At 39.3% G+C, this 24,301-nt stretch carries 19 protein-coding genes; 4 read left to right on the top strand and 15 right to left on the bottom strand.

Annotation, left to right across the window (positions count from 1 at the left end):
* Positions 1–187 precede the first annotated feature (187 nt).
* Positions 188–2,455 carry a bifunctional glutamate--cysteine ligase GshA/glutathione synthetase GshB gene (gene gshAB / locus A5889_RS10545; RefSeq protein WP_087641850.1) on the bottom strand — a complete coding sequence of 756 codons (2,268 nt, stop codon included), beginning with the start codon at positions 2,453–2,455 and terminating at the stop codon, positions 188–190.
* 190 nt (positions 2,456–2,645) lie between these two features.
* Here gshAB and A5889_RS10540 point away from each other — a divergent pair, with 190 nt between their 5' ends.
* Entirely contained in the window at positions 2,646–3,140 is a 495-nt protein-coding gene (locus tag A5889_RS10540; protein ID WP_087641849.1) for a cysteine hydrolase family protein, read from the top strand.
* A gap of 187 nt (positions 3,141–3,327) precedes the next feature.
* Positions 3,328–4,206, top strand: a complete 879-nt coding sequence (locus A5889_RS10535; RefSeq protein ID WP_087641848.1) for a YitT family protein — start codon at positions 3,328–3,330, stop codon at positions 4,204–4,206.
* A 43-nt stretch (positions 4,207–4,249) separates the two neighbouring features.
* Here the strand turns inward: A5889_RS10535 and A5889_RS10530 are convergent, their stop codons facing one another.
* Positions 4,250–4,630 carry a winged helix-turn-helix transcriptional regulator gene (locus A5889_RS10530; protein ID WP_087641847.1) on the bottom strand — a complete coding sequence of 127 codons (381 nt, stop codon included), beginning with the start codon at positions 4,628–4,630 and terminating at the stop codon, positions 4,250–4,252.
* Between the two features lie 155 nt (positions 4,631–4,785).
* On the opposite strand from A5889_RS10530, the gene A5889_RS10525 reads away from it, so the two are divergent.
* A complete protein-coding gene (locus A5889_RS10525) occupies positions 4,786–5,628 on the top strand; it encodes an aldo/keto reductase (protein WP_087641846.1) in 843 nt (280 codons plus the stop codon).
* Positions 5,629–5,657: 29 nt separating this feature from the next.
* The gene (locus A5889_RS10520; RefSeq protein ID WP_087641845.1) at positions 5,658–6,452 is read left to right on the top strand and encodes an SDR family NAD(P)-dependent oxidoreductase; all 795 of its coding nucleotides are present in this window, start codon (positions 5,658–5,660) and stop codon (positions 6,450–6,452) included.
* A 56-nt stretch (positions 6,453–6,508) separates the two neighbouring features.
* Here the strand turns inward: A5889_RS10520 and ftsY are convergent, their stop codons facing one another.
* The 13 genes from ftsY to recG form a co-directional block, all read right to left on the bottom strand.
* A complete protein-coding gene (gene ftsY, locus A5889_RS10515; RefSeq protein ID WP_087641844.1) occupies positions 6,509–7,753 on the bottom strand; it encodes a signal recognition particle-docking protein FtsY in 1,245 nt (414 codons plus the stop codon).
* Positions 7,754–8,581, bottom strand: a complete 828-nt coding sequence (locus A5889_RS10510) for a Cof-type HAD-IIB family hydrolase (RefSeq protein WP_087641843.1) — start codon at positions 8,579–8,581, stop codon at positions 7,754–7,756.
* A 302-nt stretch (positions 8,582–8,883) separates the two neighbouring features.
* On the bottom strand, positions 8,884–12,462 hold the full coding sequence (smc, locus tag A5889_RS10505) for a chromosome segregation protein SMC (protein ID WP_087641842.1): 3,579 nt from the start codon (positions 12,460–12,462) through the stop codon (positions 8,884–8,886).
* Positions 12,463–12,485: 23 nt separating this feature from the next.
* Positions 12,486–13,178 carry a ribonuclease III gene (gene rnc, locus A5889_RS10500; protein WP_087641841.1) on the bottom strand — a complete coding sequence of 231 codons (693 nt, stop codon included), beginning with the start codon at positions 13,176–13,178 and terminating at the stop codon, positions 12,486–12,488.
* Between the two features lie 247 nt (positions 13,179–13,425).
* Positions 13,426–13,827 (bottom strand): nucleoside-diphosphate kinase, encoded by a 402-nt coding sequence (gene ndk, locus A5889_RS10495; protein WP_087641840.1) that lies wholly within the window; start codon positions 13,825–13,827, stop codon positions 13,426–13,428.
* A gap of 212 nt (positions 13,828–14,039) precedes the next feature.
* Positions 14,040–15,815, bottom strand: a complete 1,776-nt coding sequence (locus tag A5889_RS10490; protein WP_217884298.1) for an oligopeptide ABC transporter substrate-binding protein — start codon at positions 15,813–15,815, stop codon at positions 14,040–14,042.
* A gap of 20 nt (positions 15,816–15,835) precedes the next feature.
* Complete coding sequence (locus A5889_RS10485) at positions 15,836–16,735, bottom strand: ABC transporter permease (protein ID WP_087641838.1); 900 nt, start codon at positions 16,733–16,735, stop codon at positions 15,836–15,838.
* A gap of 30 nt (positions 16,736–16,765) precedes the next feature.
* On the bottom strand, positions 16,766–17,728 hold the full coding sequence (gene opp4B, locus A5889_RS10480) for an oligopeptide ABC transporter permease (protein WP_087641837.1): 963 nt from the start codon (positions 17,726–17,728) through the stop codon (positions 16,766–16,768).
* A complete protein-coding gene (locus A5889_RS10475; RefSeq protein WP_087641836.1) occupies positions 17,728–18,672 on the bottom strand; it encodes an ATP-binding cassette domain-containing protein in 945 nt (314 codons plus the stop codon). The genes opp4B and A5889_RS10475 overlap by 1 nt, the downstream gene beginning before the upstream one ends.
* Entirely contained in the window at positions 18,672–19,679 is a 1,008-nt protein-coding gene (locus tag A5889_RS10470) for an ABC transporter ATP-binding protein (RefSeq protein ID WP_087641835.1), read from the bottom strand. The genes A5889_RS10475 and A5889_RS10470 overlap by 1 nt, the downstream gene beginning before the upstream one ends.
* A 205-nt stretch (positions 19,680–19,884) precedes the next feature.
* Positions 19,885–20,124, bottom strand: coding sequence for an acyl carrier protein (acpP, locus tag A5889_RS10465; protein ID WP_087641834.1), 240 nt, complete (start codon positions 20,122–20,124; stop codon positions 19,885–19,887).
* A gap of 142 nt (positions 20,125–20,266) precedes the next feature.
* Entirely contained in the window at positions 20,267–21,265 is a 999-nt protein-coding gene (plsX, locus tag A5889_RS10460; protein WP_087641833.1) for a phosphate acyltransferase PlsX, read from the bottom strand.
* A gap of 776 nt (positions 21,266–22,041) precedes the next feature.
* The gene (gene recG / locus A5889_RS10455) at positions 22,042–24,078 is read right to left on the bottom strand and encodes an ATP-dependent DNA helicase RecG (RefSeq protein WP_087641832.1); all 2,037 of its coding nucleotides are present in this window, start codon (positions 24,076–24,078) and stop codon (positions 22,042–22,044) included.
* Positions 24,079–24,301 lie beyond the last annotated feature (223 nt).

The raw sequence follows: 24,301 nt of genomic DNA, 5'->3' as shown, positions 1-24,301 counted from the left end.
AAAAGAGAGGATGGGACAGAAGTGTCAAGCTCCGAGAAATAAGCTGAAATTCATGAAAATTGCTCTTCATATTTTTGTGAATTTCAGCTTATTTCCGAAGGAGTTTCTTCTGTTTCCACCGTTTATTAAGATTTAGAGTGCGAAACAAAACTGATTTTTAGTTTTGTCCCGCACTCCCTTTTTCTTTTTAAAACACTTCTGGATACAATAATTTCAAAACGTCCATCGTCAAATGACGTCCTTGCCCTGCATGAGGATAGGTATGCATATGCATCGCCGGATTAAAATTAGCTTCAATGATCCCGTAAGTCTGATTATCTTTGCTGCCTTTGATCGTTTTGTCTGGAATGATCAAATCGATCCCGCAGATTTTTGCTCCCAAGGCTTTCACTGCTTCAATCGCAATTTGTTTATAACTCTCGTCAAAATCATCCGTTACATCGATCGAATCGCCGCCTGTACTGATATTTGAATTCTCACGTAAATAGACGACTTGATCTTTTTCAGGCACCGATGTCACTAACAAGTTCTGTTCCTTCAACATCAATCGCTCAACATCTCCCAGCTGAATGATCTCCAATGGCGAACGGTGATGCGTCCCTCTTAAAGGATTCAAATTTTTCTCAGCTACTAACGCTTCGACCGACCGAACGCCATCACCTACCACATTAGCTGGAACACGTAATAAGATCGCCCGCACTTGGTCATCGATCACAAAGAAACGATATTCTGTTCCCGGTAGAAACTCTTCGATCAAAACAGCAGAATCCTCTTTAAAAGCCAATTTCAGTGCTTCGCTGTAATCAGCTAAAGAAGCACCTTCTTTGAAAATCGTGATCCCTAAACCATAATTGGTCGTTTTAGGCTTGATGACGAATGCTTTTTCAGAGTATTTCATGTACGCCTGTTCTGCTTGCTCTAAATTATCAAATTCATCTCCAGCAGGAACATTGAAGCCAGCCTCTGCTAAGACTTTTTTCGTTACCGTCTTATTCTCCATGATCAGCGGCACGATATAGCTATCTTTACTAGTCATATTGGCATTTTTGACATATTCCACGTGACCTTCATGGGTCAACTTCAAAAATTGTTCCTGTTCATCTAGAATCTGAACCTCTATCCCTTTTTGAATAACATCAAATAAGAAGAGTTGCGTAGATAATTCCATATTCCTAAATCCCGCTAACTGATACGGTCTTTCATAAACCATTCCCTGATACTCTTTCCCAAAAACGATTCCTAATTCATGATTCGAATTACTCTCGATGATCGTCCACATTTTTCCTGCGATCGTCAAATCAGGAGTCCTCAACTGCCCTCTGTGGATCTCAAGGACTTTTTTGAATTTGAACAACCCTAAGGTTTCGATCATTTCATCCATCTCTGCAAAGATCCGATCGCCTTCTGCTACCAAGTTTACTTGGGCAAATGGATGACCTAAAGCAACCTGTTCATTCAACAAATCACCGGTTGCTACCCAGTCATTTGGTGTCTCTTTTTCATCCGTCCAAAGCAGATACAGCATAAACAAATGAATGAACTCCAAAGATTCTTCTTCGATCCCTAAAGGAGCAAACGGGTTCAAGTCTAAATTTCTTAATTCGATATAACGAATACCGGTTTTAGGTAAATCAGACATTTGCTTGCCGCCACGTAATCGAACCGCCGAATAGAACTCTTTTTCCTCTGATAAAATGCCATTTTCCACCATTCGATGAATGTCGTCGATATAGCTTTGAAGCGATTCATAGGAAACTTTGACATTTTCCTTATTTTTATAGCCAAATGCACTATTGCGGATACTTCTGACTGGTTCTTTTGGACGATCTTCCTTCTCTGTAAAATAGCCCTCTTCACTAACTGGCGACGCGCCAAATAAGTAAGTGATCAACCAACGATAACGTAAATAATTACGTGAAACCTTCATATATAAAATATTTTTGAAATCTTCGATCGTCTCATATTCTGTTTGCACAGCAAATAATTGTTGAACTAATTCAATCGCATATTCGAAATTAAAGTGAATTCCGCTGACCATCTGTTTCCGTTTGCCATATTCTCGTGCTAAATAGCGTCGATAAAGGATTCCTTCAAATTGCTCTAACTTGGCAATTTTGATCTCCTCATCTTTTTCAGGTAATTTTGGCGGCATACTTAACGGCCATAGCATTTCTGATTTATTCATAGACCGCAGTGCAACATCATGGATCGCTGCTAAATAACGCAGCATTTCATTGATCGAATTTGCTACTGGCGTAATCAACTCTACCTGTGTTTCACTAAAATCTGTCTGAATATATGGATGATAGGAACGATTTCCTAAAATTGCTGGATGATCAGTCTTTGCTAACGCACCATCAAATGTCGTACGTTGACTTTCTTTTTCTAAACCAAAGCGTGCCTCTGCCGTATATGGACGGACACTTTTTTGTTGTAATAACTCTTTAAATTTCATTTTGTCGCCTTTCTTCCCCGTTATTATTCATCACTACTCATTATATAAAAAAAGAGCGGTAAAAAGAATATTTACGCTTAATTTTGTCAAAAAGAATATAATTGCCTTATCTATCGGCGAAATTTACTACTTTCACCATCAAAAAAATCATTGTATACTAGAAAAAATAAATTGAAATGAGGAACTATCAATGACTAATCGAGCCTTGATCGTAATTGACTTGCAAAATGGTCTTGAACAAACTGGTAATGGTTTGTTTCAGTTAAATGATGTATTGACTGGTGTCAATCAACGAATTTACGCATACCGCAAGCAGCAACTGCCAATCATCTTTATCCAACACGAGGATGAGGAACTGATTCCACAAAGTCACAATTGGCAATTATTTGAACAGTTAGATGCTCGCCCTGAAGATTATTATATTGGAAAAACACATGCTAATTCCTTTTTTAAAACCGTTCTTAAACAGCAGCTTGATGAGCTTGCTGTGACTGAGCTTGAGTTTTGCAGTGCTCAGACAGAGTATTGTGTAGATACGACTATTCGAATGGCTCATGGGTTAGGCTACACAAATTTCATGAAAAAAGGGCTTAGCACCACCTTAAATAATGAGTTGCTTGGAGCCAAAACGATCATCCAGCACCATGAGCAATTATGGAATAAACGCTTTTTGACTTTTATTTAATGCATTTCGTTCATTTTCTACTTGGTTCCATTTTACCATAACTATAGGCTGAAAAATTAAAATTATCTCATGATATCTCTTAGTCATTCATGATAGTATAGCTAAGGGATATTTATTGAGCGATTGAACAGCTTCATCCTTTCACTCTCTCAGTTTCAAGATTTTTAACTATGGAGGAATGTATAAAATGAAATTTACGAAAAGACAGATTCAAGATGCACTGTATGTGACGATCGGTTCTTTTGTTTTGGCAGTTTCAATCAATTCCGTACTGCTGCCAAACAAAATCGTTGCAGGAGGCGCAAATGGAATCAGCGTTGTGATCAACCACCTTTTCGGTATCAGCCCGGCACTTGTCTTATATGCGATCAATCTGCCGCTGTTAGTGCTTTGTTTTTTATTATTAGGTAAAGATGTGGGGATCAAAACGATTTATGGGAGTTTGATTTATCCGTTTTTCGTTGGAATCACCGCTAATTTTCCTGTGCTGACGCATAATATTTTTCTAGCAACGCTATTCGGCGGGATTTTGACTGGTGTTGGTTTAGGATTGGAATTTAGAGGCAATGCGTCAACTGGCGGAACTGCAATTATTTCTCAAATCGTGAATAAATATTTTAAAATTTCTTTAGGCGTGTCGATTTTATTTGTTGATGGTTTGGTGATTTTATCTGCTTTATATGTCTTTAGTACAGATACTGTTTTATTCTCATTGATCTGTCTTTATATTATCGGGCGTGTTGTCGATATGGTCCAAGTTGGATTTGTTCGTTCGAAAAATGTGCTGATCATCTCACCAAAATATGCAGAGATCAAAGAAAAAATCCTGATCGGTATGGATAAAGGGATGACGCTCATTCCAATCGAAGGCGGCTACCAACAAACCAAAAGCATGCTGATGATGACTGTGATCAGTGAAAAAGACTTTAACCGTATCAAAGAAGGTGTACTTGAAATCGATGAAGAAGCCTTTATTGTTTCCATGAATGCAAGTGAAGTGTTTGGACGCGGTTTTAGTTTGAAGAAAATTGCTGAAGAATATGGAATTGAAACAAATAATTTATAGCAAAAAAACAGATGTGTGTCCGCGTTGACACACATCTGTTTTTTTATTTAAATTTATCACAATTCAGGCTGATCGCTTCACCATTATCGATCAAATGCTCTGCATGCTTTTCGCCCCATGAACAAAGTAAATCAAGAATTTCACCTAATGATTCGCCGTACTCACTCAAACTATATTCTACTTTAGGCGGAATTTGGTTATAGACCTTGCGATCGATGATATTGTCTTGCTCTAATTCACGTAATTGCTGTGTCAACATTTTTTGTGAGATCTTAGGGATCGCCCGAAGCAATTCGCTTGTCCTCATGACTTGATGTCTTAAATTACAAAGAATGATCGGTTTCCATTTTCCTCCAATCACATCTACAGTAACTTCTACACCAATGTTATATTCTTTTTCGACGATAGTTTGTACGTTTTCCATCAGCAACGCTTCCTTTCACTCTTTATTAAAACAGAAAAACATTGCTAAATCAATTAGTTACTTTTAGGTGTGTATAAAACTTTAAAGTACGTACTATTCAAACAGAACGATTGCTGATACGATAGTTTTATTCTAAAAGCGAGAGGAAGAATTAAATGATTCATTCACTGACAGACACAATTTTATTAAATAATGGCGTAAAAATACCCGGCTTTGGCTTAGGTGTGTTTCAAGTAAGCAATGAAGACACGATTTTTTCTGTTCAAAAAGCGATCGAAGCAGGTTATATCAGCATTGATACGGCGCAAATCTATGGCAACGAAGAAGGTGTTGGCGAAGGGATTCGCCGCGGCTTAGCTGCTACTGGAAAAAAACGCGAAGACTTATTCATCACGACTAAAATTTGGAATCACCAATTAGACTACGATCAAACGATTACCGCATTCAACGAAAGCCTGCTAAAATTAGGGTTAGATTATGTAGACTTGTATTTGACCCACTGGCCTGGAAATAATGAGTATCTAACTTCTTGGAAAGCGATGGAAGAGCTATATATCGCTGGAAAGATCAAAGCAATCGGCGTTAGTAATTTTGAGATCCATCATTTGGAAACCTTGCTTGAAACAGCTAAAGTTACTCCTGTATTAAACCAAGTTGAGCTTCATCCAAGAATGGCTCAAAAAGAAATGCGCAGCTTTTTACAAGAAAAAGGGATCGCAATCGAAGCATGGTCTCCATTGATGCAAGGACAACTATTACAAGAGCCAACGATTTTGACTCTTGCAGAAAAATATCATAAATCAGCTGCTCAAATCATTTTAAGATGGCATGTGCAAAATGAGATCATCGTCATTCCTAAATCGATCAAAGAAGAGCGTATCGCCAGTAATGCAGATCTGTTTGATTTTGAATTATCGACAGAGGATTTAGCATTGATCGACCAGCTAGATAACGGTACTCGAGTAGGACCGCATCCGGATACTTTCTTTTTTGAATAGTATGTAATAAAGACAAAGGAGGAAATCATATGGAAATGGGCATCGCAGGTAAAAAAGCCTTGATCACCGGATCTACGAAAGGGATCGGTAAAGCGATCGCTTTAGAATTGGCAAAAGAAGGCGCGGATGTACTGATCAACGGCCGTAAGGAGCAAGAAGTACAGCAACTAGTAAAGGAAATAAAAGAAAACTACCCGGAAACGTCACCGCAGGCAGCAACTGGGGATATTGTCGATCCGAAACAACGTGAAACATTATTTTCACAATTTCCTAAAGTCGATATTCTTATCAATAATATGGGGATTTTTCAACCAATGGCTTATGAAGATATCGATGATGCGACATGGGAACGTTTCTTTCGAACCAATGTGCTAGCTGCAAATGATCTAGTTAAATTCTACTTACCAACTATGCTTGAAGAAAACTTCGGCAGAGTGATTTTTATTGCTAGTGAAGAAGCTATCATGCCTTCAGGCGAAATGCCGCAATACAGTATGACTAAAACAATGCAACTTTCTTTAGCTAAAAGTTTGTCCAAACTCACTAAAGGTACTTTGGTCACCGTTAACACGATCATGCCTGGTTCAACAATGACTGAAGGTGTTCGTGATATGATCGAAGAAATGTATCCTGATCCTGAATTATCTTTAGAAGAAAAAGAGCGATTATTTATGAGCAATAATCGGCCGCTCTCACAAATCCAACGCTTGATCGATCCAACTGAAATCGGTCGTTTAGCAGCTTTTTTAAGCAGTCCCTACGCCTCTGCTTTTAGCGGAGCAGCGATTCGAATGGATGGCGGTATGGTACCAACCATCTTTTAAAAAAATAACCGTTACATCGACTCTTGTTTCAGCCGGTGTAACGGTTATTTTTATTACTAGTCTTCTTCTTTCAATAAACCTTTAAATAGCCCTACAGCAAAGTCATTCGCATCAAATGGTTCTAAATCATTGATTCCTTCTCCTAAACCAACTAATTTAACTGGCAAATGCAGTTCATTTCTGATTGCTAAAACGATCCCGCCTTTGGCCGTACCATCTAACTTAGTAAGAACCAAGCCGGTCACATCCGTCGTCTCTTTGAATTGCTTCGCTTGAGACATGGCATTTTGTCCCGTTGTCGCATCGACAACAAGTAATACTTCATGCGGTGCATCAGGAATTTCACGCTGGATCACCCGTTTGATTTTTTCTAATTCATTCATTAAATTGACTTTGTTTTGCAGACGGCCGGCCGTATCAACCAATAAGATGTCTGCATTTTCTGCTTTCGCTCGCTCTACTGCATCAAAGACGACCGCTGCCGGGTCACCGCCAGCATTGCCGCGAACAACCTCTACACCAGCACGTTCGCCCCAAACAACTAATTGATCGATCGCACCTGCTCTAAACGTATCCGCTGCTGCCATCAACACTTTCTTCCCGTCTTGCTTGAATTCGTGGGCCAATTTACCAATGCTGGTTGTTTTTCCAACTCCATTTACACCCACAAAAAGCATAACAGTCAATCCATCAGTTTGGATATTCAACGCGTTGTTTTCTTCGACACCTTCTGCTTCATACAGATCGACCATTTTTTCGATGATCGTATTTTGAATCGCAGCTGGTTTCTTCGCATTACGTAACTTCACTTCTTGACGCAACTGGTCCGTGATCTTGATTGCTGTATCAAAGCCAACATCGGCACCGATCAAGGTTTCTTCCAGCTCTTCAAAAAAGTCTTCATCAACGGAACGAAAATTAGCAAATAATTCATTTAAACGTTCGCCAAAGGTTTTTCGAGTTTTCTCCAGTCCTTTTTCATACTTTTCCTGTACAATGATCTCTTCCTGAATTTCTTCAGCTGCTTCTGTTTCAGGGACCTCTTCCGGTAGCACGTCATCTGTCATAGGCTTTGGTTCTAATTCAATTTCAAGTTCTGGTTCTACTACTGAATCGACATCTATTTCTGCTTCTAGTTCTGGCTCAGATTGCTCTGATAAAGAATCAACATCAGTCTCTTCTGGAACAGAAACTTCTGAGCCGGCTTCTGCTTCTTCTAATGTCTCATCTGTTTCGACTTCAGCCGGTTTCGTTTCTTTTTCATTCATAAAAGCTTTTTTTATTTTGTCAAAAAATCCCACTTAATTTCCTCCTTTCAATGGTTCTAAAACAAATTTCTCTATTGCTTTAGCCACGCCATCATTATCATTCGTATCTGTGATCACATCTGCTAATTCTTTTACACGAGGGACCGCATTTTCCATAGCAACACCTAGGCCAGCATATTCGATCATCGGCAAATCATTCTCCTCATCACCGATCGTCATGATCTCTTCCTGCTCAATAGCTAAATCTTTAGCTAATAGAGAAATACCGTACGCTTTTGTGATTCCTTTCGGCATGAATTCTAATAAATTACTTCTCGTTTTGATGACTTCGTATTTATCATAGAATTCACTAGGAATTTTCTTGATTTGTTCGTCCAGATAATCCTCATCGATTGCTACGACCGCTTTGTTGTATATGCGTTCAGCTGTCAAATCAACCAATTCAACAGGTTCGAAGGTCAATAGATTATTTAGCTGACTGTATAAGGAAGTGTATTCTTTAGAAACTGGTAATTGAAGAACTATTCCATCAGATAAAATATCCAAAGGGACATTCAGAGTTTCAGCTAATCCATGCAGAACGTGAATATCTTCAAGCGGCATTGGATTTTTTTCAATGATTTCACCCGTATCATTTTTTTGGACTAGTCCACCATTGAATGTAATACTATAATCACCATTATCACGCAGATCCAATGTTTCAAGATATCCTTCTATCGCAGCTAACGGACGCCCTGTACAAAGAACGACCTTAACACCTGCTGCCTTTGCTTGTGCTAAAACAGCTTTATTCCTAGATGAAATTTCCTTCTTACTGTCTAATAACGTCCCATCCAAATCAATGGCAACCAATTTAATCAAATAAAAACCTCCTTAATTTAAAAGCGGAACAGGCTCTTCAAGCTCTGACAGAAAAATAGGAAAAATCGATTGAGACGCTTTTTGTCTCACTCTATTTTTATCTTTTTTCCGAAGAGCTAGCCTGTGTAGCTGGACAATTTAAAAGCGGAACAAATCGTCTAATCCTGTAGAAAATTAGGAAATTGACTTTGAGACGCTCTTTGTCTCACTGGCAATTTATCTATTTTTCTAAGGATTGATTTGTCTAGCTGGATAAGACAAAGGGTCAACACTTTCTTTCCAAAGTCTTGTACTATTCTATATCAGCTTTCCGCCACGATCGCTCCGCCTTCTTTGACTTCTTCCAATCGAACCGAAACAATTTTAGACACACCTGATTCCTGCATCGTAACCCCGTACAGTACATCAGCAGCCTCCATTGTTCCTTTACGGTGCGTGACAACGATGAACTGAGTATCGTCTTCAAACTCACTTAAGTAGTGACCAAATCGTGAAACATTCGCATCATCCAACGCCGCTTCCACCTCGTCAAGGACACAAAACGGTACTGGACGTACACGGATGATCGAGAACAACAAGGCAATTGCTGTTAAAGCACGTTCTCCACCTGAAAGTAAACTTAAATTCTGCAGCTTCTTGCCTGGCGGCTGCGCTTCGATTTCAACACCTGTATTCAGCAAATCATTAGGATCTGTCAAAATCAACTCTGCCCGACCACCGCCGAACATATTTGGAAATACGACTTTGAATTGTGCACGAATCGCTTCAAATACTTCACTAAAGCGTGTTTTAACTTCTTCGTCCATCTCACTCATCGTTTCAAATAATTGATCTTTAGCATCCAGCAAATCATCTCGCTGTGAGACTAAGAATTCATGGCGTTCATTGACTTGCTCATACTGTTCGATCGCATTCAGATTGACTGGTCCTAAACGTTCGATCTCTCGTTTCAATCGTTTTACTTCGATTTTAGCCTGATCCTGCTCCATCGTTAGTTCATAATCTTCAAAGGCGCGTTCAAAAGTTAAGCTATATTCTTCCTGCAAATATTGCAGAGAATTATCCAATTTGATTTCAGAACGGTTCTTCTCGACTTCGATCTTTGTTTGTTCTGTCAATAGATGCTGTTGTAGTTTATTTTCTTCAGCTAAACTAGTATCGATTTGATCGACCTGCTCTTGCAGTTGCTGACGATTCGTTTTAGCTGTTTGAATGCTGTTTTGCAGCTGTTCTCTTTTTCCAGCTAACTGTTTCATTTGAATTGCCAAGCTCTCCTCGGTGACTTGGTGATCCGTCGAGTTGTCATTCAATTGCTGTAATTGTTGCCGTAAAGCTGTTTCTCGTGCTAAAAATTCATCTAGCTGTGCTTGCTTCTCTGATAGTTGTTCATTCAAATGAGCAAGCTGCTCCGCCGCAACTGCCTGATCAGCCTGAATCTGATTGTATCGTTCAAACGCCTCTGCCCGTAAAGTTTCCATCTGGCTCGCTTCTTGATCGACCTGCTTTATTTCCTGATCTAAGCTGTTTCTCTGTTGATCAAGTTTTTGCTGTTGTTCCGTCAATTCTTCTTTTTTCGCTTGATATTCCGTTAAAAATTGATGCAGCTCGCGTGCTTCAAATTCAAAAAGACGCTGTTCTTTTGTTAAACGAGTGATCGTTTCTTCCTGATTGGTCAATTTATTTTGAAGTTCCTGCTGTTTCAAACGGCTGATTTCACCCGTTGAACGCAATTGCTCAAGCTCTTCATTCAACTGCTTGACTTCATCTGTCAGCTGCTGCACTTCTTTTTCAGTCGCTGCCAGCTGTTTTTCCACACGTTCCATTTGTTCAGTCAACGTTTGAAGCTCTTGTGTTTGAGAAAACAGACTCCCTTGATTGCCGCGCTTATTTGCACCACCGGTCATTGAACCGCCGGAGTTCATGACATCTCCTTCTAAAGAAACCACGCGATATTGATAATTGACCGCTTTTGCTAGCTGATTGGCGCTTTCGAGATTTTCCGCTAATAAAGTCACACCCAAAAGATTTTGGATAACGTTGCTGACTTCATCGGGAAAACGAACCACTTCACTCGCAATTCCTAAAAACCCTGTTACATTGCCAACACGGTCACGAACAGCACTAGAGACACTTCTAGGCTTGATTGTCGTTAATGGTAAAAAGGTGGCACGGCCGCTATGCTGTTGCTTTAAAAATGTAATTCCAGCACGGCCATCTTTTTCCGTTTCAACCACGACATGCTGTGCCGCACCTCCTAAAGCTGTTTCGATCGCAACTGTATATTCTTTTGGAACATCGATCAATTCTGCTACAGCGCCAACGATTCCTGTCAATTGCTCTTTATGTTTTAAAACTGCACGAACACCTTGATAAAAACCAGAGTAATTTTCTTGGATTTCCTGCAAGCTTTTTTGACGAGCTTTGACTTGTTGGACTTGATTCATTGCTTGATACATTTGTTTTTGTTTAGCTGCCAACTGACCTTGCTTTTGATCCAGCTGATGTTTCAGCTGAGCATATTGCTCTCTTTGCTCCGTTAGTGACTGTTCTGAAGCCGCTAAATCAGCAGTCACTTGTTCTTTATCAGCTAAAGCTTCCGTCATTTGTTTTTCTAACGCTTCATGCTTTTGGATCGATTGCTGATTTTTAGCTGTTTCCTGCTGATATTGGCGTTCCAAATACTTCAAATCATTCGTTGTATTTGCTTGTTCCTGCATCACTTCAACATATTGACTACGCAGTTCTTCCAGTAATTCTTTTGACGATTTGCTATATTTTTCAACTTCCAGCTCTGAAGCATTGATCGCTTCAACGAATGCTTCACGTTGAGCTTTTTTTTCTGCTACTTTATTTTGCAGCTCCTGCACTTCTTCACGATAACGAGTGATTTTTTCAGCATTTTCTTCTAAAGATTGCTGATATTCACTTGTTGTCTGCAACGTGTGTTTTGAGCGTTCGACTAAAACGTCTTTTTGTCCTTCTGTTTGCTTCAATGCTTCTGTGATTTGCAGCAATTGCTGCTGCTCTTGTTCAATCTGTTCATCCAACTTATTGCGTTTCCCTCTAAGTTGGAACAACTCATCTTCTGAATCACGGATTTTTTTACTTGCTGCATTTAGCTTACTTTCGATTTCCGTCAATTCTGCTGTTTTGACTTCCCACACAGCCTTGGCCGACTCGATTTCTGTGACGGTCAAGCTTACATCGATTTCGGTCAATGTCTCTTTCAGCTTTAAAAACTCCTTCGCCGCTTCGCTTTGGGCAGCTAGAGGAGTCAGTTGGTCTTCTAATTCATAAATGATATCTTGAACACGGCTTAGATTATCTTCTGTTTCAAATAATTTCTGCTCGGCTTTTTTCTTACGCTGCTTGTATTTCAACACACCCGCTGCTTCTTCAAAAATACCGCGGCGGTCCTCTGGTTTACTATTAAAAATCGCTTCGACTTTCCCTTGGGAGATGATCGAGAATGACTCTTTCCCTAATCCAGAGTCCATAAATAAATCATGAATATCTTTTAAGCGGCAGGCTTGTTTGTTGATGAAAAAATCACTCTCACCTGTCCGGCGAAACCGACGTGTTACACTGATTTCAGTAAAATCCAATGGTAAAAAATGATCACTATTATCCAATACAACCGTTACTTCGGCTATATTCAATGCTTTACGACCTTCTGATCCGGCAAAAATAATATCCGGCATCTTTCCGCCGCGAAGACTTTTTGCCGATTGTTCGCCTAAAACCCAGCGGATCGCTTCGGTGATGTTGCTTTTTCCACTGCCGTTTGGACCAACGACAGCAGTCACTCCATTTTCAAATTCTATAACGGTTCGATCCGCAAAGGATTTAAACCCTGCGATCTCAATTCGTTTTAAATACACGAATAATACGGCTCCTTCCAAGCTTACTCAGGATGTTTTTTCAGCGCTCGTTCAGCGGCATCCTGTTCTGCTAATTTCTTCGACTTTCCTTGTCCCGTTCCAATCAATTTTCCATCGACATACACTTCGATCGAAAAAATCCGATCATGTGCGGGTCCTTCTTCATTGACTAAACGATAGTCGATCGTTACATCTCCTTGACGTTGTAATACTTCTTGTAGATGTGTTTTATGATCCATCTCATGTGAAAAAGCACCAGCATCGATTTTTGGGAAAATCACTTCAGCAATAAATTTCTTCGCTGCGCCAACTTTTTGATCTAAGTATAATGCTCCTAAAAAGGCTTCAAATAGATCACATAACAAGGCAGGACGTTGACGGCCGCCAGAATTTTCTTCCCCTTTTCCTAAAAGGATATATTGGTCGAAATGACATTCTTTTGCAAATTTCGATAAACTGTCTTCACGAACGATCGCTGCACGCATTTTCGTCAATTTGCCTTCCGGCATTTCTGGAAATTGCTGATACAAATATTGAGAGACTAATAACTCCAATACTGCATCTCCTAAAAACTCTAATCGTTCATTGTCAGACAACTTTAAATAGCGATGCTCATTCACATAGGATGAATGCGTAAAAGCTTGTTCTAATAGGTTGACATCATGGAAAACAATGCCGTAACGTTCTTTTAGTTCGGTAGTTAACTGATTGTCCATTTTCTACATTCCTTTAAGTTTATTTACAACCTTCTCTATTATACTTTTTTTTCCAGTATTTTTAAATGGTTAGGGGAGATTTGCCGTAAATTCACACAAGGATTCATCAGATTCGAATGGTTTTTTCATCATTTTTTGGTTTCAAACAGCTTTTCTGCCATTTTTACGATAAAACATCCTGTCTCTCTTCTAGATAAAAAGAAAAAGCGGATAGGATTCTCAAATCCTATCACGCTTTGTAGTCTAGCTAGCTGCCAAAAAACCGATTGATTTCGATACGAGCTGCTTCTAGGGAATCTGAAGCATGGATAATGTTATGATAGCTATTATTACCATAATCTCCACGAATCGTCCCAGGTGCAGCTTCCAAACAATTGGTCGCTCCAATCATCGTTCTAACTGTCTTTATGACTGAGTCCCCCTCTAAGATGAGGTAGACCACTTCAGAAGATGTCATATACGTTATCATATCTTCAAAGAAGTCAAATTTTTTCACATGGGCATAATGTTCCTCTGCTAAATCCCGAGTCATTATTCCCACTTTCAGTTGGCGGATAATCAACTGCTTTCTTTCAAAGCGCTGCAGGATTTCTCCCACTAATTTACGCTTCACTCCGTCTGGCTTGATAATGATCAATGTTTGTTCCATTCAACTTCCCTCCAATAGTTACAACGCGATAATGAAAACGCTTAACAAAGAGATTACCACCACTCTTGGAATCTGTCTAGTATATAAGTGACAAAAAAAGAGTAGCGTCTTGTTCGGAATGACTACTCTGTATACCTTTTATTCATGTAAATAAACACTAAAGGGACGAGCAAAGCCATAAAACGGCTCTGTTCATCCCTATTAGTTACTCTTTAGCGTTTTTCAGCTGTAAGTTCAATCCCATAAAAATCTCTTGTATCTTCATAGTTCCAAGTGAAAGATTTTACACGATTATTCACTGGCATAACTTCGTTTCTGTATAGTGTTGGAATAACTGGTGCTTGTTCAAACATATACTCTTGCCAAGCGTCATAGGCTTCTTTCCGTTTTGTATCATCGAATGATTCTTTTGAATCAATTGCGCTCAATAATTTGTCATTTTCTTCTGAAACAAAACGTGAATAGTTGAATGCCGCATTTCTACTGTATAATCCAGCTGGCGAAGGCGCGCTATTTACACTCCAAGCTGCTTGGAATACATCGATCTCAGGATCATCATTTTTTACTTTATCATAAAATGCTTGGAAATCGATCAAGCGGCCGGTAGCCAATTTCACATCTAAACCGATTTCTTTCCATTGTTGTAAATAGTAATCAGCTAATGGTTGAGCCGTTTCCCCACCTGCCATTGAAGCAAAATTGATCGTTAATTTTTTACCATCTGGATCTTCTCTTAGGCCATCATCATCCGTGTCTTTATAGCCTGCGTCATCCAAAAGTTTTTTCGCTTTTTCTATATCATATTGATAACCTTTGATATCAGAATTGTGCAATGTTTCAAAAATTGGCGGGATCAATGTTGTTGCTCCTGAACGCAAGCCGTTGTAGAATTTTTGTCCGATCGCATCATTATCTACCGCATAGCCCATTGCTTGACGTAATTTCACATCAGCCATTTTTGCGTCAGGGTTTAGAACGGATTCACCTTTATCTTTATCGTATGTTCCTAATTTGAACCCAATATAGGTATACGCTAACTCTTCACGACCCAGCATTTGATAATCTTCCGTATCTTTATATGTTGGGTAGTTATCTGTTGGCATTGAGTAAACCATGTCATATTTTTTCGCTTTCAGCGCTTCAACGATTGAAGCTGTCGGTACATTTGTAAATACGATTTTATCTAGTTTAGGTTTACCTCTATAGTAGTGTTCATTCGGTAAATATTCTACTGATTCACCTGTTACGATTTTACTAATATAGTATGGACCGAAAGTGACAGGATTTTTTCTGACCGCATCACTTTTTTCTTGGTCTTTGATCGGTATATCTTTAAAGATATGCTTTGGCATTGCATTCGTATAGACGCCGCCGCTCAACTGTAGCATACCTGGGTTCATCTCTTTGTAAGACACTTCAATTGTTTGATCATCGATTTTCTTGATTCCAGAAATCGTATCTGCTTTACCATCATGATATTCTTCCATTCCGACAATATTGGTAAAATCATCATCGTAACGAATACCTGTATATTCTTTATTCCCGATCACTTCATAAGGATAGATCAGATCATCTGCTGTCACAGATTCGCCGTCTGACCACTTGATATCATCTTTTAACGTGATCGTTGCTTTTTTATTATCGACATCTAAATCTAAGGTCGCAGCGCCATCTTTCGTAATAACAAAGTCTTTATCATACGAGAATAGCCCTTCATGAGATGGTCTCATGTAATAATTATCATAAGCATCTTGATAGTAAACTTCAGAAAACAATCCTTTAAATTGTGTATCTGATGCTACAGCAACTTCCAATGTTCCGCCTTTGATCGGATCCTGATCATTTTTTACTACCATCGTAAATTTACTGATGTCTTCTGTATCAACGTTTTTATTCCCTGAATCAGATTTTTTACTGCCACCGCATGCGGTTAATGTCATTGTTAAAGCTGCAGTTACAGTAAGTACGCCCAAAAATTTCTTGTTTATCACACTTTTTCCTCCTCATTTTAGCCTAAACGTTGTCTGGCATCCGCTGAACGCTTAAACGCTTGACCGATATAATTTATACATAACATCATTACTAAGATCAGCACTGATGCTGGTACCCAAATCCATGTTTTATTAGCCAAAACATCTCCATTACTGGCATAACCGATCAAAGTCCCTAAACTAGGAACATTGGTTGGCAAACCAAACCCTAAGAATGTCAATGTCGTTTCAATACCGATATTCGCTGCAAAGTTGATCGTTAAATTCGTAATGATCAACGAGCTTAGATTCGGCATGATTTCACGAAACATAATTTTGAAATCGCTTGTACCTAATGTTTTAGAGGCACTAACGTAATCTCTGCGAACTTCCGACAATGTTTTACTTCTAAACAACCTGGCTTTTGCAACCCAATAAAAGGCACTCATAATCCAAATAAACGACCAAGCATTATATTTAGGTATTATCGTCACAAATACAATGATGATCATCATGATCGGTAAAATCATGATAAAGTCCACGACCCTCATCACAGCGTTATCAAAGAACCCACCATAATAACCAGAAATGATCCCAATTCCAACACCAATGATCGATGTGATGATCGTGATTGCAAAACCGATCACTACTGAGTTCCGGGCACCGATGATCAATTGCCCAAATACATCACGGCCGCCTTCATCTGCCCCTAATATGAAATTACCGCCTGGTTCAGCATATTTATCTAAAATACTAACGGTCATTACCTTATCTTGATCAGTCAACAATGCACCTATAAAAACAACCAGCAAAATAATGATCAATAACGTCAGCGAAAATATAGCTAATTTATCTTTTTTAAATTCTCTTGCGATCATGCGAAAGCCCATCGGAGGAATTTGTTCAGTAATTACTGTTACTTGTTCATCTTTTTCCATTTTATTTCATCCTTTCCTTAAAATTGATTTTTACTGCACCCGAATTCGCGGATCTACAATACTCATCACGATATCTGAAACCAGATTTCCGATAAGCGTCGCAACACCTAAAATCAATACTAAGGATGTAATTACTGCATAGTCCCGTTGACCGATCGAATCAATAAACAACTTACCTATACCTGGATACCCAAAAATCCGTTCAATAACGACTGATCCACTGATCAAAGCTGTGATCTCATAACTTAATTGAGAAACAATAGGCAAAGAAGCATTTCTAAAAATATGTCGAGTATAGACTTTATTAGTAGGCACACCTTTGGAACGAGCAGTACGCACATAGTCCAATGATTGCGAATCGATCACTTCATTACGCAAATATTGAATCGTTATCGCGGTCCCTAATAAAGCTTGAGAAAGTGCGGGTAATATCAAATGATAGAAACGGTCCCAGACATATCCTGCTGTTCCAGGATCAACACCACTAGAAACAGAGCCTGTTGTTGGAAACCAGTCCAAACGATAGCCAAAAATAAACAACATCACAAGTGCAAAAATAAATGGTGGTACAGCAAAACTAATAAAATTATAAATAACGACAAATTTATCTAAAATAGAATTTTGATAGCGACCCGATAGAACCCCAAGCGGTAAAGCGATCGCATACATGATCACAACCGTCAATAATGACAAAAGAATCGTATTGACTGCACGATTACCGATCAAAGTTGCTACTGGTAATTTAAAAATAAAACTCTCTCCAAAGTCACCATGGAAAACATTTCCGATCCAGCGAATATATTGTGTTGTCCAAGGATCGTTCAACCCTGCAGCTTCCCGCATTTTTTCAATGACTGCTGGGTCCGTGTTCGGATTGATCAACCCAGTAAATGGATCGCCCGGCATCATTTTAGCAAGAACAAAAATCAAGACACTTAAAATCAGGATTTGAGGAATCATGAAAAGTACTCGTCGTAAAATCGTTTTCCACATTACACTGCACCTCCATCTTTCAACGCCACTTGATGTGTTGGACTGATTTTACGCAAATCATAAACACGGCCGTTTTCATCATAATACTCACTTTGACGAGCAATATACTCCTGCTCAACTTTACGACGCTCTGCCTTGTGTTCTTCTCGATGAGCAACATCGATTTTAGGGATCGCAGACAACAGACGCTTTGTATAAATATGCTTTGGATCATTATAAATGTCTTCACGGGTCCCGATTTCTACAAATCGGCCTTTATACATGATCGCAATATTGTCACACATATGTTTTACAACACCTAAGTCATGAGAGATAAACAAATAACTCAGCCCGTATTCTTCCTGAATATTTTTCATAAAATTCAATACCTGCGCTTGAACAGATAAATCTAATGCTGAAACTGGTTCATCCGCAATGATCAATTTGGGATTAGTCGCAACCGCACGCGCCACTCCCAGACGCTGTCTTTGACCGCCTGAAAATTCGTGCGGATATTTATATAATGCGTCTTCAGGCATTCCAACGATATCTAGTAATCCTTTGACTTTCTTTTTCTCTTCTTGATCACTTAAACGTTCAAAATTTCTGATCGGCTCCGCAATAATATCCAAAACTCGTTTCTTAGGATTTAAACTGGACATTGAATCCTGAAAGATCATTTGGACATCTTTGTTGTATTTCATTGCTTTTCGTGTTCTCGCTTGTGTTACTTCCTTATTTTGATAAAGGATACTGCCGCTAGTGATTTTCTCCAAACCGATAATCGCTTTACCTGTTGTGGATTTTCCTGAACCAGATTCTCCAACCAAACCATAAGTCTTGCCTTTTTCGATAATAAAATCGACACCATCAACTGCTAAAACATGATCTGTCACCCGATTAAAGAAGCCGCTGCGAATAGGATAGTGAACTTTCAGATCTTTGATTTGAATAATTTCCGCCATTACATTTCCTCCTGTTCATCTCTAAATTGAAAATGTTGATAACAGGTGCAACGAACGAAATGATTTTCTTCAACCTCATGCAAAACAGGGGTTTCTTCATGCGCATCTTCCGGTATCCAAGGAATTCTGGGAGCAAAGCGACAGCCTGTCCGCGGTAGTTTACTTAACGAAGGAACAACTCCTTCGATCACATGTAATTGACTATTTTCAGAATTTTCTTGTGGGATCGACTGTAGTAGTGAGCGAGTGTATGGGTGCTTTGGATTGTCAAATAGCTCTTTAGCAGAAGCTACTTCTACGAACTGCCCTGCATACATCACAGCAACTTTATCCGCCATCTCAGCCACGACGCCTAAATCGTGTGTGATCAAAATAATGCCGGAACCTGTTTCTTCCTGTAGATCTTTGAGTAGGTCCAAAATTTGTGCTTGAATCGTCACATCCAATGCTGTGGTCGGCTCATCTGCAATAATGATTGCTGGTTTACAAGCGATCGCAATTGCAATGATCACACGCTGACGCATTCCGCCCGAAAGTTCATGAGGATATTGTTTGCCTACTCTTTCAGGATTAGGTATGCCAACTTGTTCAAGTAGTTCGATCACGCGTGCCTGCTTTTGTTCAGCTGTCATATCTGTATGATAGGTTAGACTCTCTTTGATTTGATCTTCGATCCGCATTAAAGGATTCAATGCAGATAAGGGATCTTGAAAAATCATTCCGATATCGTTCCCGCGAATTTTATTATACAGTTGCTCATTAAATGTTGTTAAATTCAAATCTTTATAGATGATTTCTCCGTTTATGCGTGTGTTTTTCGCATCATGAAGTCCCATGATCGTTGTTGCTAATGTACTTTTTCCACAACCTGATTCACCTACGATAGCTAAAATTTCATTTGCTCCTAATTCAAAAGATACATCATCTACTGCATCATAATACTCGTCCTTTAAACGAAACGCTGTATGCAGGTGTTGAACATCTAGAAGTTGATTTTCCTTACTCACATTTGTGCACCCCTCTATAAATTACCTACTTTAAACTCTTTCTACATTACACGAGGATTTATGCTTTTAATCTTCCTGTAATCATTTTAACCAATTGTATATAACTATTGAAAGAATTGCAACATTTTGGCAAGAATAAGAATATATATACTAAAAAAGCGAAACAAAACGGATATCGTTTTGCTTCGCTTACTTTTGTTAATTATTATAAGTGATTCATAATATAATCTACAGCAGCACCAACTGTTTCGATTTGCTCTGCGTCTTCATCTGAAATTTCTGTACCAAATTCATCTTCAAGCTCTAAAACAAATTCCATTACACTAATCGAATCTGCATTCAAGTCATCTTTAATGTTTAATTGATCTGTCACTTTTTCAGCTTCAATATCAAAGTGGTTTGAGATAATCTTCGCTACTTTTTCCAATACTTCTTCACGAGTCAACTGTGTTCACCTCCACTGTTTTTGAACAACGTTTTGCTTTTAGTGTTAAACGCTATGATACATTGTACTCACAAATGATCGATTTGTCCATCTTTTTTTGCAACTTTATTACAGAATGGTTGCATTCTGGTTGCGAACCCTCTTATTCTTTTGTTTCATAATAGCTTACAAGCTGCGGTACAACCTCTGTTTTCAGCATTGTATGAATTTGACGGATCGTATAACGAACTGCTTCCGGTCCGGTCGATCCATGCGTTTTGATGACAGGTGCTTTCAATCCGAAAAGTACTGCACCGCCATGTTTTGAATAGTCCATTTCACTTTTCATCCCACGCAAAGCATTCTTTAAGAGCAGTGCGCCCATTTTCCCTTTAACACCTTCAGCTAAAATAGACGTTTTCAACAAGCTCATCATGTTTAGTGCTGTTCCTTCGATCGATTTGAGCACCGCATTCCCTGTGAAACCATCAGTAACAACAACATCCGCAGCCCCACTCAATAAATCACGCGCTTCGACGTTGCCAATAAAATTGATCCCTTCTTCTTCTGAAAGCAGCTCAAAAGCCTTTTTCGTTAGCTCGCTGCCTTTTGTGGCTTCTGTTCCATTGTTTAAAAGAGCTACACGGGGATTTTTTACATTTCTTACTTTTTCGGCATAAAAAGAGCCCAAAACTGCGTATTGTACTAAATGCTCCGGCTTATTATCAGCATTCGCTCCTAAATCCAGCATATCAAATCCGCCATCCGCCTGACCCATTATAGGCAAAGTCGACATCAACCCCGGACGCTCAACATTTTTGATCCGTCCGACAATAAATAATCCCGCAGCTAGAAGTGCTCCTGTATTCCCTGCAGAAAAAATCGCATCTGCTTCACCATTTTTTACTGCCTGAGCAGCCAAAACCATCGATGCTGTTTTCTTTCGACGAATCGCCTTGACCGGTTCATCATCACTACTGATTTTTTCATCCGTATGAATGATCGTGACATTCTTTTCATCTGTTACATATTTTTTAATTTCAGTTTCTTTCCCATAAAGTAAAAACTCAACATCAGGAAAATCCTGTTTAGCCAGCATAACACCTTCAACAATAGCCTGAGGTGCATGATCGCCTCCCATTGCATCAACAGCAATCTTCATAAAAATAGTCCCTCCTAGATAAGTACAGTAAGTAGTATAACATATAGAAAAGCGGAACGAGCCGCTTAGACCTTGAACAAATTAGGAAAATGATGGAAAGATGCTTTTTATCTTTTCAACATTTTATCTATTTGTTGAAAGGTCTGGCTCGCGCAGCTGAATCATAGAAAAGCGGAACAAAGCGTTTTACTCTCTTGAAAATTAGGAATCTGGCACTGAAACGCTCTCTGTTTCATTGACAGATTATCTATTTTCCTTGAGAGTTGCTTTGTGTAGCTGGATCACGAAAAGCGGAGCGAGCCTGCTTAGTCTCAAAAGAAAAATAGAAAATGATGATTGAGACGTTCTTTGTCTCACTCCTCATTTATCTTTTTTCCGAGAGACTGGCTCATGCAGTTGGATCGAGAAAAGCGGAACGAGTCGCTTAGACCTTGAACAAATTAGGAAAATGATGGAAAGATGCTTTTTATCTTTTCAGCATTTTATCTATTTGTTTAAAGGTCTGGCTTGTGCAGCTAGATCATAGAAAAGCGGAACAAAGCGTTTTACTCTCTTGAAAATTAGGAATCTGGCACTGAAACGCTCTCTGTTCCATTGACAGATTATCTATTTTCCTTGAGAGTTGCTTTGTGTAGCTAAATCAAAAAAGAAGTGCAAGCCCATTTAGTCCTTAAACAAATTAAGAAAAAGACAAAAAGAAGTTCTCCATCTTTTCCTATTTTTTCTATCTATTGAAAAATCTGGTTTGTTCCATTCAGGTCATTTATCAAAAAATTCTAATCAAAAAACTGTTGCTCCGCTTCATGAGGTTTAATTTTCTCAGCCGCTCCACGATACTCCGGCAGCAGCCACCACTGTTCTTTTTTCCAAATCGCACTTGCTTCCTGCCGTGCTACTTCCAGAATATTGAAATCTGTGACGATATCACCGACGGCAAATTGCGGAATCCCAGATTGTCTCGCACCGAATACTTCTCCCGGTCCACGCAACTCTAAATCTTTTTCACTTAGTACAAAACCATTATTCGTTTCCGTCATGATCTTCATTCGCTCAACGCCCATTTCATTCTTAGGATTGGCGACTAAAATACAGTAGGATGCATCCGAGCCACGACCAACACGACCACGCAGCTGATGCAGCTGCGCTAAACCAAAACGATCTGCGTCCATGATCAACATGACCGTAGCATTTGGGACATTGACGCCGACTTCGATTACCGTCGTGGAAACGAGTATCTGCAGATCATTCTCTTTGAACTCCTGCATGATCTCATCTTTTTCTTGGTTCTTCATTTTTCCATGAAGCAAACCAACTTGATAGTCAGGATTGAAAAAAGCAGACATGTGTTCAAAAATCTCTGTTGCATTCTTGACGTCCAGTGCCTCAGATTCTTCGATCAAAGGACAAATGACATACGCTTGATGACCGCGCGCGAGTTCTTTTTGCATCCATTCCAATACCGTATCTAACTGTGGCGGGCGGATCCAACGTGTTTCGATCGGGATTCGTCCAGCGGGCATTTCATTGATGATCGACACATCCATTTCCCCAAAAGCTGTGATAGCCAACGTTCTAGGGATCGGTGTCGCTGTCATAAATAGAACATCCGGCTTCAATCCCTTTTCTCTAAGTATCCGCCGTTGATTTACACCAAAACGATGCTGCTCATCTGTGATCACTAGTCCTAAACGATGAAAAATAACATCTTCTTGAATCAATGCATGTGTGCCAATGATGATGTCGATTTCTCCTGATGCCAGTTGTGCTAAAATGTCACGTCGTTCCTTTGTTTTCGTCGAACCTGTCAATAAAGCTGTACGTACCTCCAAAGGATCGTATAGTTGTTGGAGACTTTCCATATGCTGCTGAGCTAAAATTTCAGTCGGCACCATCAGTGCGCCTTGAAAACCAGCTGTCATCGTTGCATACAAAGCAATCGCCGCAACGACTGTTTTCCCGCTTCCTACATCTCCTTGAAGCAAACGCTGCATATGGTTGGCACTCATCAAGTCTCGGCAAATCTCATTTGTCACTTTCTTTTGTGCCGCAGTCAATTCAAATGGTAATTTTTTTGTAAATTCCTTTAAACGTTCAACATCATATTGAATACTTAACCCGTTCTTCTCTGCTTTCTCCTGCCGTTTCAACCCTTGCATTTTTAACTGGAAAAAGAAAAACTCTTCAAAAACAACTCGACGCTTAGCTTGATGACTTTCCTCTGGATCACGCGGAAAATGCATCGCAAAAATCGCTTCTTTTCTTGAAATCAGGCGATATTTCTCTAACAATTCTTCTGGTAAAATTTCCTGGATCAGTTCTCCATAGCTATCAAAACCAGCACGAATAAGCTGGATCAAACTGCTTTGCCGGACCTTTTTGTTCACATGATAAATCGGCGCAAAATCTTCCCCTTCATTTTTCGCAGCTAAGATCTTCATGCCGTTCAATGACTTTCTTTTTGCATCCCATTTTCCATAGACTGCAATCTCTTCTGACATTACGATTTTGTCTTTTAAGTATGGCTGATTAAAAAAGGAAACGTTGATCACTGCATGGTCCTGCATCATCCGGAACATCAGACGGCTCTTTTTGTACCCATATCGGCTAACAACAGGTTCAGAAACAACGAGGCCTTTAAGCGTCACTTTTTCTTGATCCTGAATGTCATTTAACTCTTTTTCCTGAATGTCTTCATAGCGAAAAGGATAGTAAGTCAGCAGATCTTCGATCGTTTGGATCCCCAGCTCTTTCAAATTCTCAGCACGCTTTGGTCCTACACCCGATAAGACACTGATGTCATCTGATAAATCCACTTACGTCCCTCCTCTCATCTTTAAAATACGAAATTTTTCTTCATTGATATTAATATAGCATTTTTATTCCTTTAAAAAAAGGGACTGAGACATAACTCTACGAGTTACAACCCAATCCCTTTAAAATGAATGAATGACGGAAGCAGAAGTAACTACTTCGCTGCGCTTCGATCATATCAGCTAACGCATCCAGCTTCACTATTGTTCAAACAGCAAAGTGAAA

It is taken from the genome of Enterococcus sp. 9D6_DIV0238 (assembly GCF_002174455.2).
Classification (GTDB): Bacteria; Bacillota; Bacilli; order Lactobacillales; family Enterococcaceae; genus Enterococcus_L; species Enterococcus_L dunnyi.
The sequence above is the reverse complement of the archived record's forward strand: the minus strand, read 5'-3'. Positions and strand labels throughout refer to the sequence as shown.

What these genes read in the sequence shown, in the direction of transcription:
- gshAB (WP_087641850.1), bottom strand. Translation starts at nt 2,455, where the DNA reads ATGAAATTTAAAGAGTTATTACAACAAAAAAGTGTCCGTCCATATACG.
- A5889_RS10540 (WP_087641849.1), top strand. Translation starts at nt 2,646, where the DNA reads ATGACTAATCGAGCCTTGATCGTAATTGACTTGCAAAATGGTCTTGAA.
- A5889_RS10535 (WP_087641848.1), top strand. Translation starts at nt 3,328, where the DNA reads ATGAAATTTACGAAAAGACAGATTCAAGATGCACTGTATGTGACGATC.
- A5889_RS10530 (WP_087641847.1), bottom strand. Translation starts at nt 4,630, where the DNA reads ATGGAAAACGTACAAACTATCGTCGAAAAAGAATATAACATTGGTGTA.
- A5889_RS10525 (WP_087641846.1), top strand. Translation starts at nt 4,786, where the DNA reads ATGATTCATTCACTGACAGACACAATTTTATTAAATAATGGCGTAAAA.
- A5889_RS10520 (WP_087641845.1), top strand. Translation starts at nt 5,658, where the DNA reads ATGGAAATGGGCATCGCAGGTAAAAAAGCCTTGATCACCGGATCTACG.
- rnc (WP_087641841.1), bottom strand. Translation starts at nt 13,178, where the DNA reads ATGGACAATCAGTTAACTACCGAACTAAAAGAACGTTACGGCATTGTT.
- ndk (WP_087641840.1), bottom strand. Translation starts at nt 13,827, where the DNA reads ATGGAACAAACATTGATCATTATCAAGCCAGACGGAGTGAAGCGTAAA.
- A5889_RS10485 (WP_087641838.1), bottom strand. Translation starts at nt 16,735, where the DNA reads ATGGAAAAAGATGAACAAGTAACAGTAATTACTGAACAAATTCCTCCG.
- opp4B (WP_087641837.1), bottom strand. Translation starts at nt 17,728, where the DNA reads ATGTGGAAAACGATTTTACGACGAGTACTTTTCATGATTCCTCAAATC.
- A5889_RS10475 (WP_087641836.1), bottom strand. Translation starts at nt 18,672, where the DNA reads ATGGCGGAAATTATTCAAATCAAAGATCTGAAAGTTCACTATCCTATT.
- plsX (WP_087641833.1), bottom strand. Translation starts at nt 21,265, where the DNA reads ATGAAGATTGCTGTTGATGCAATGGGAGGCGATCATGCACCTCAGGCT.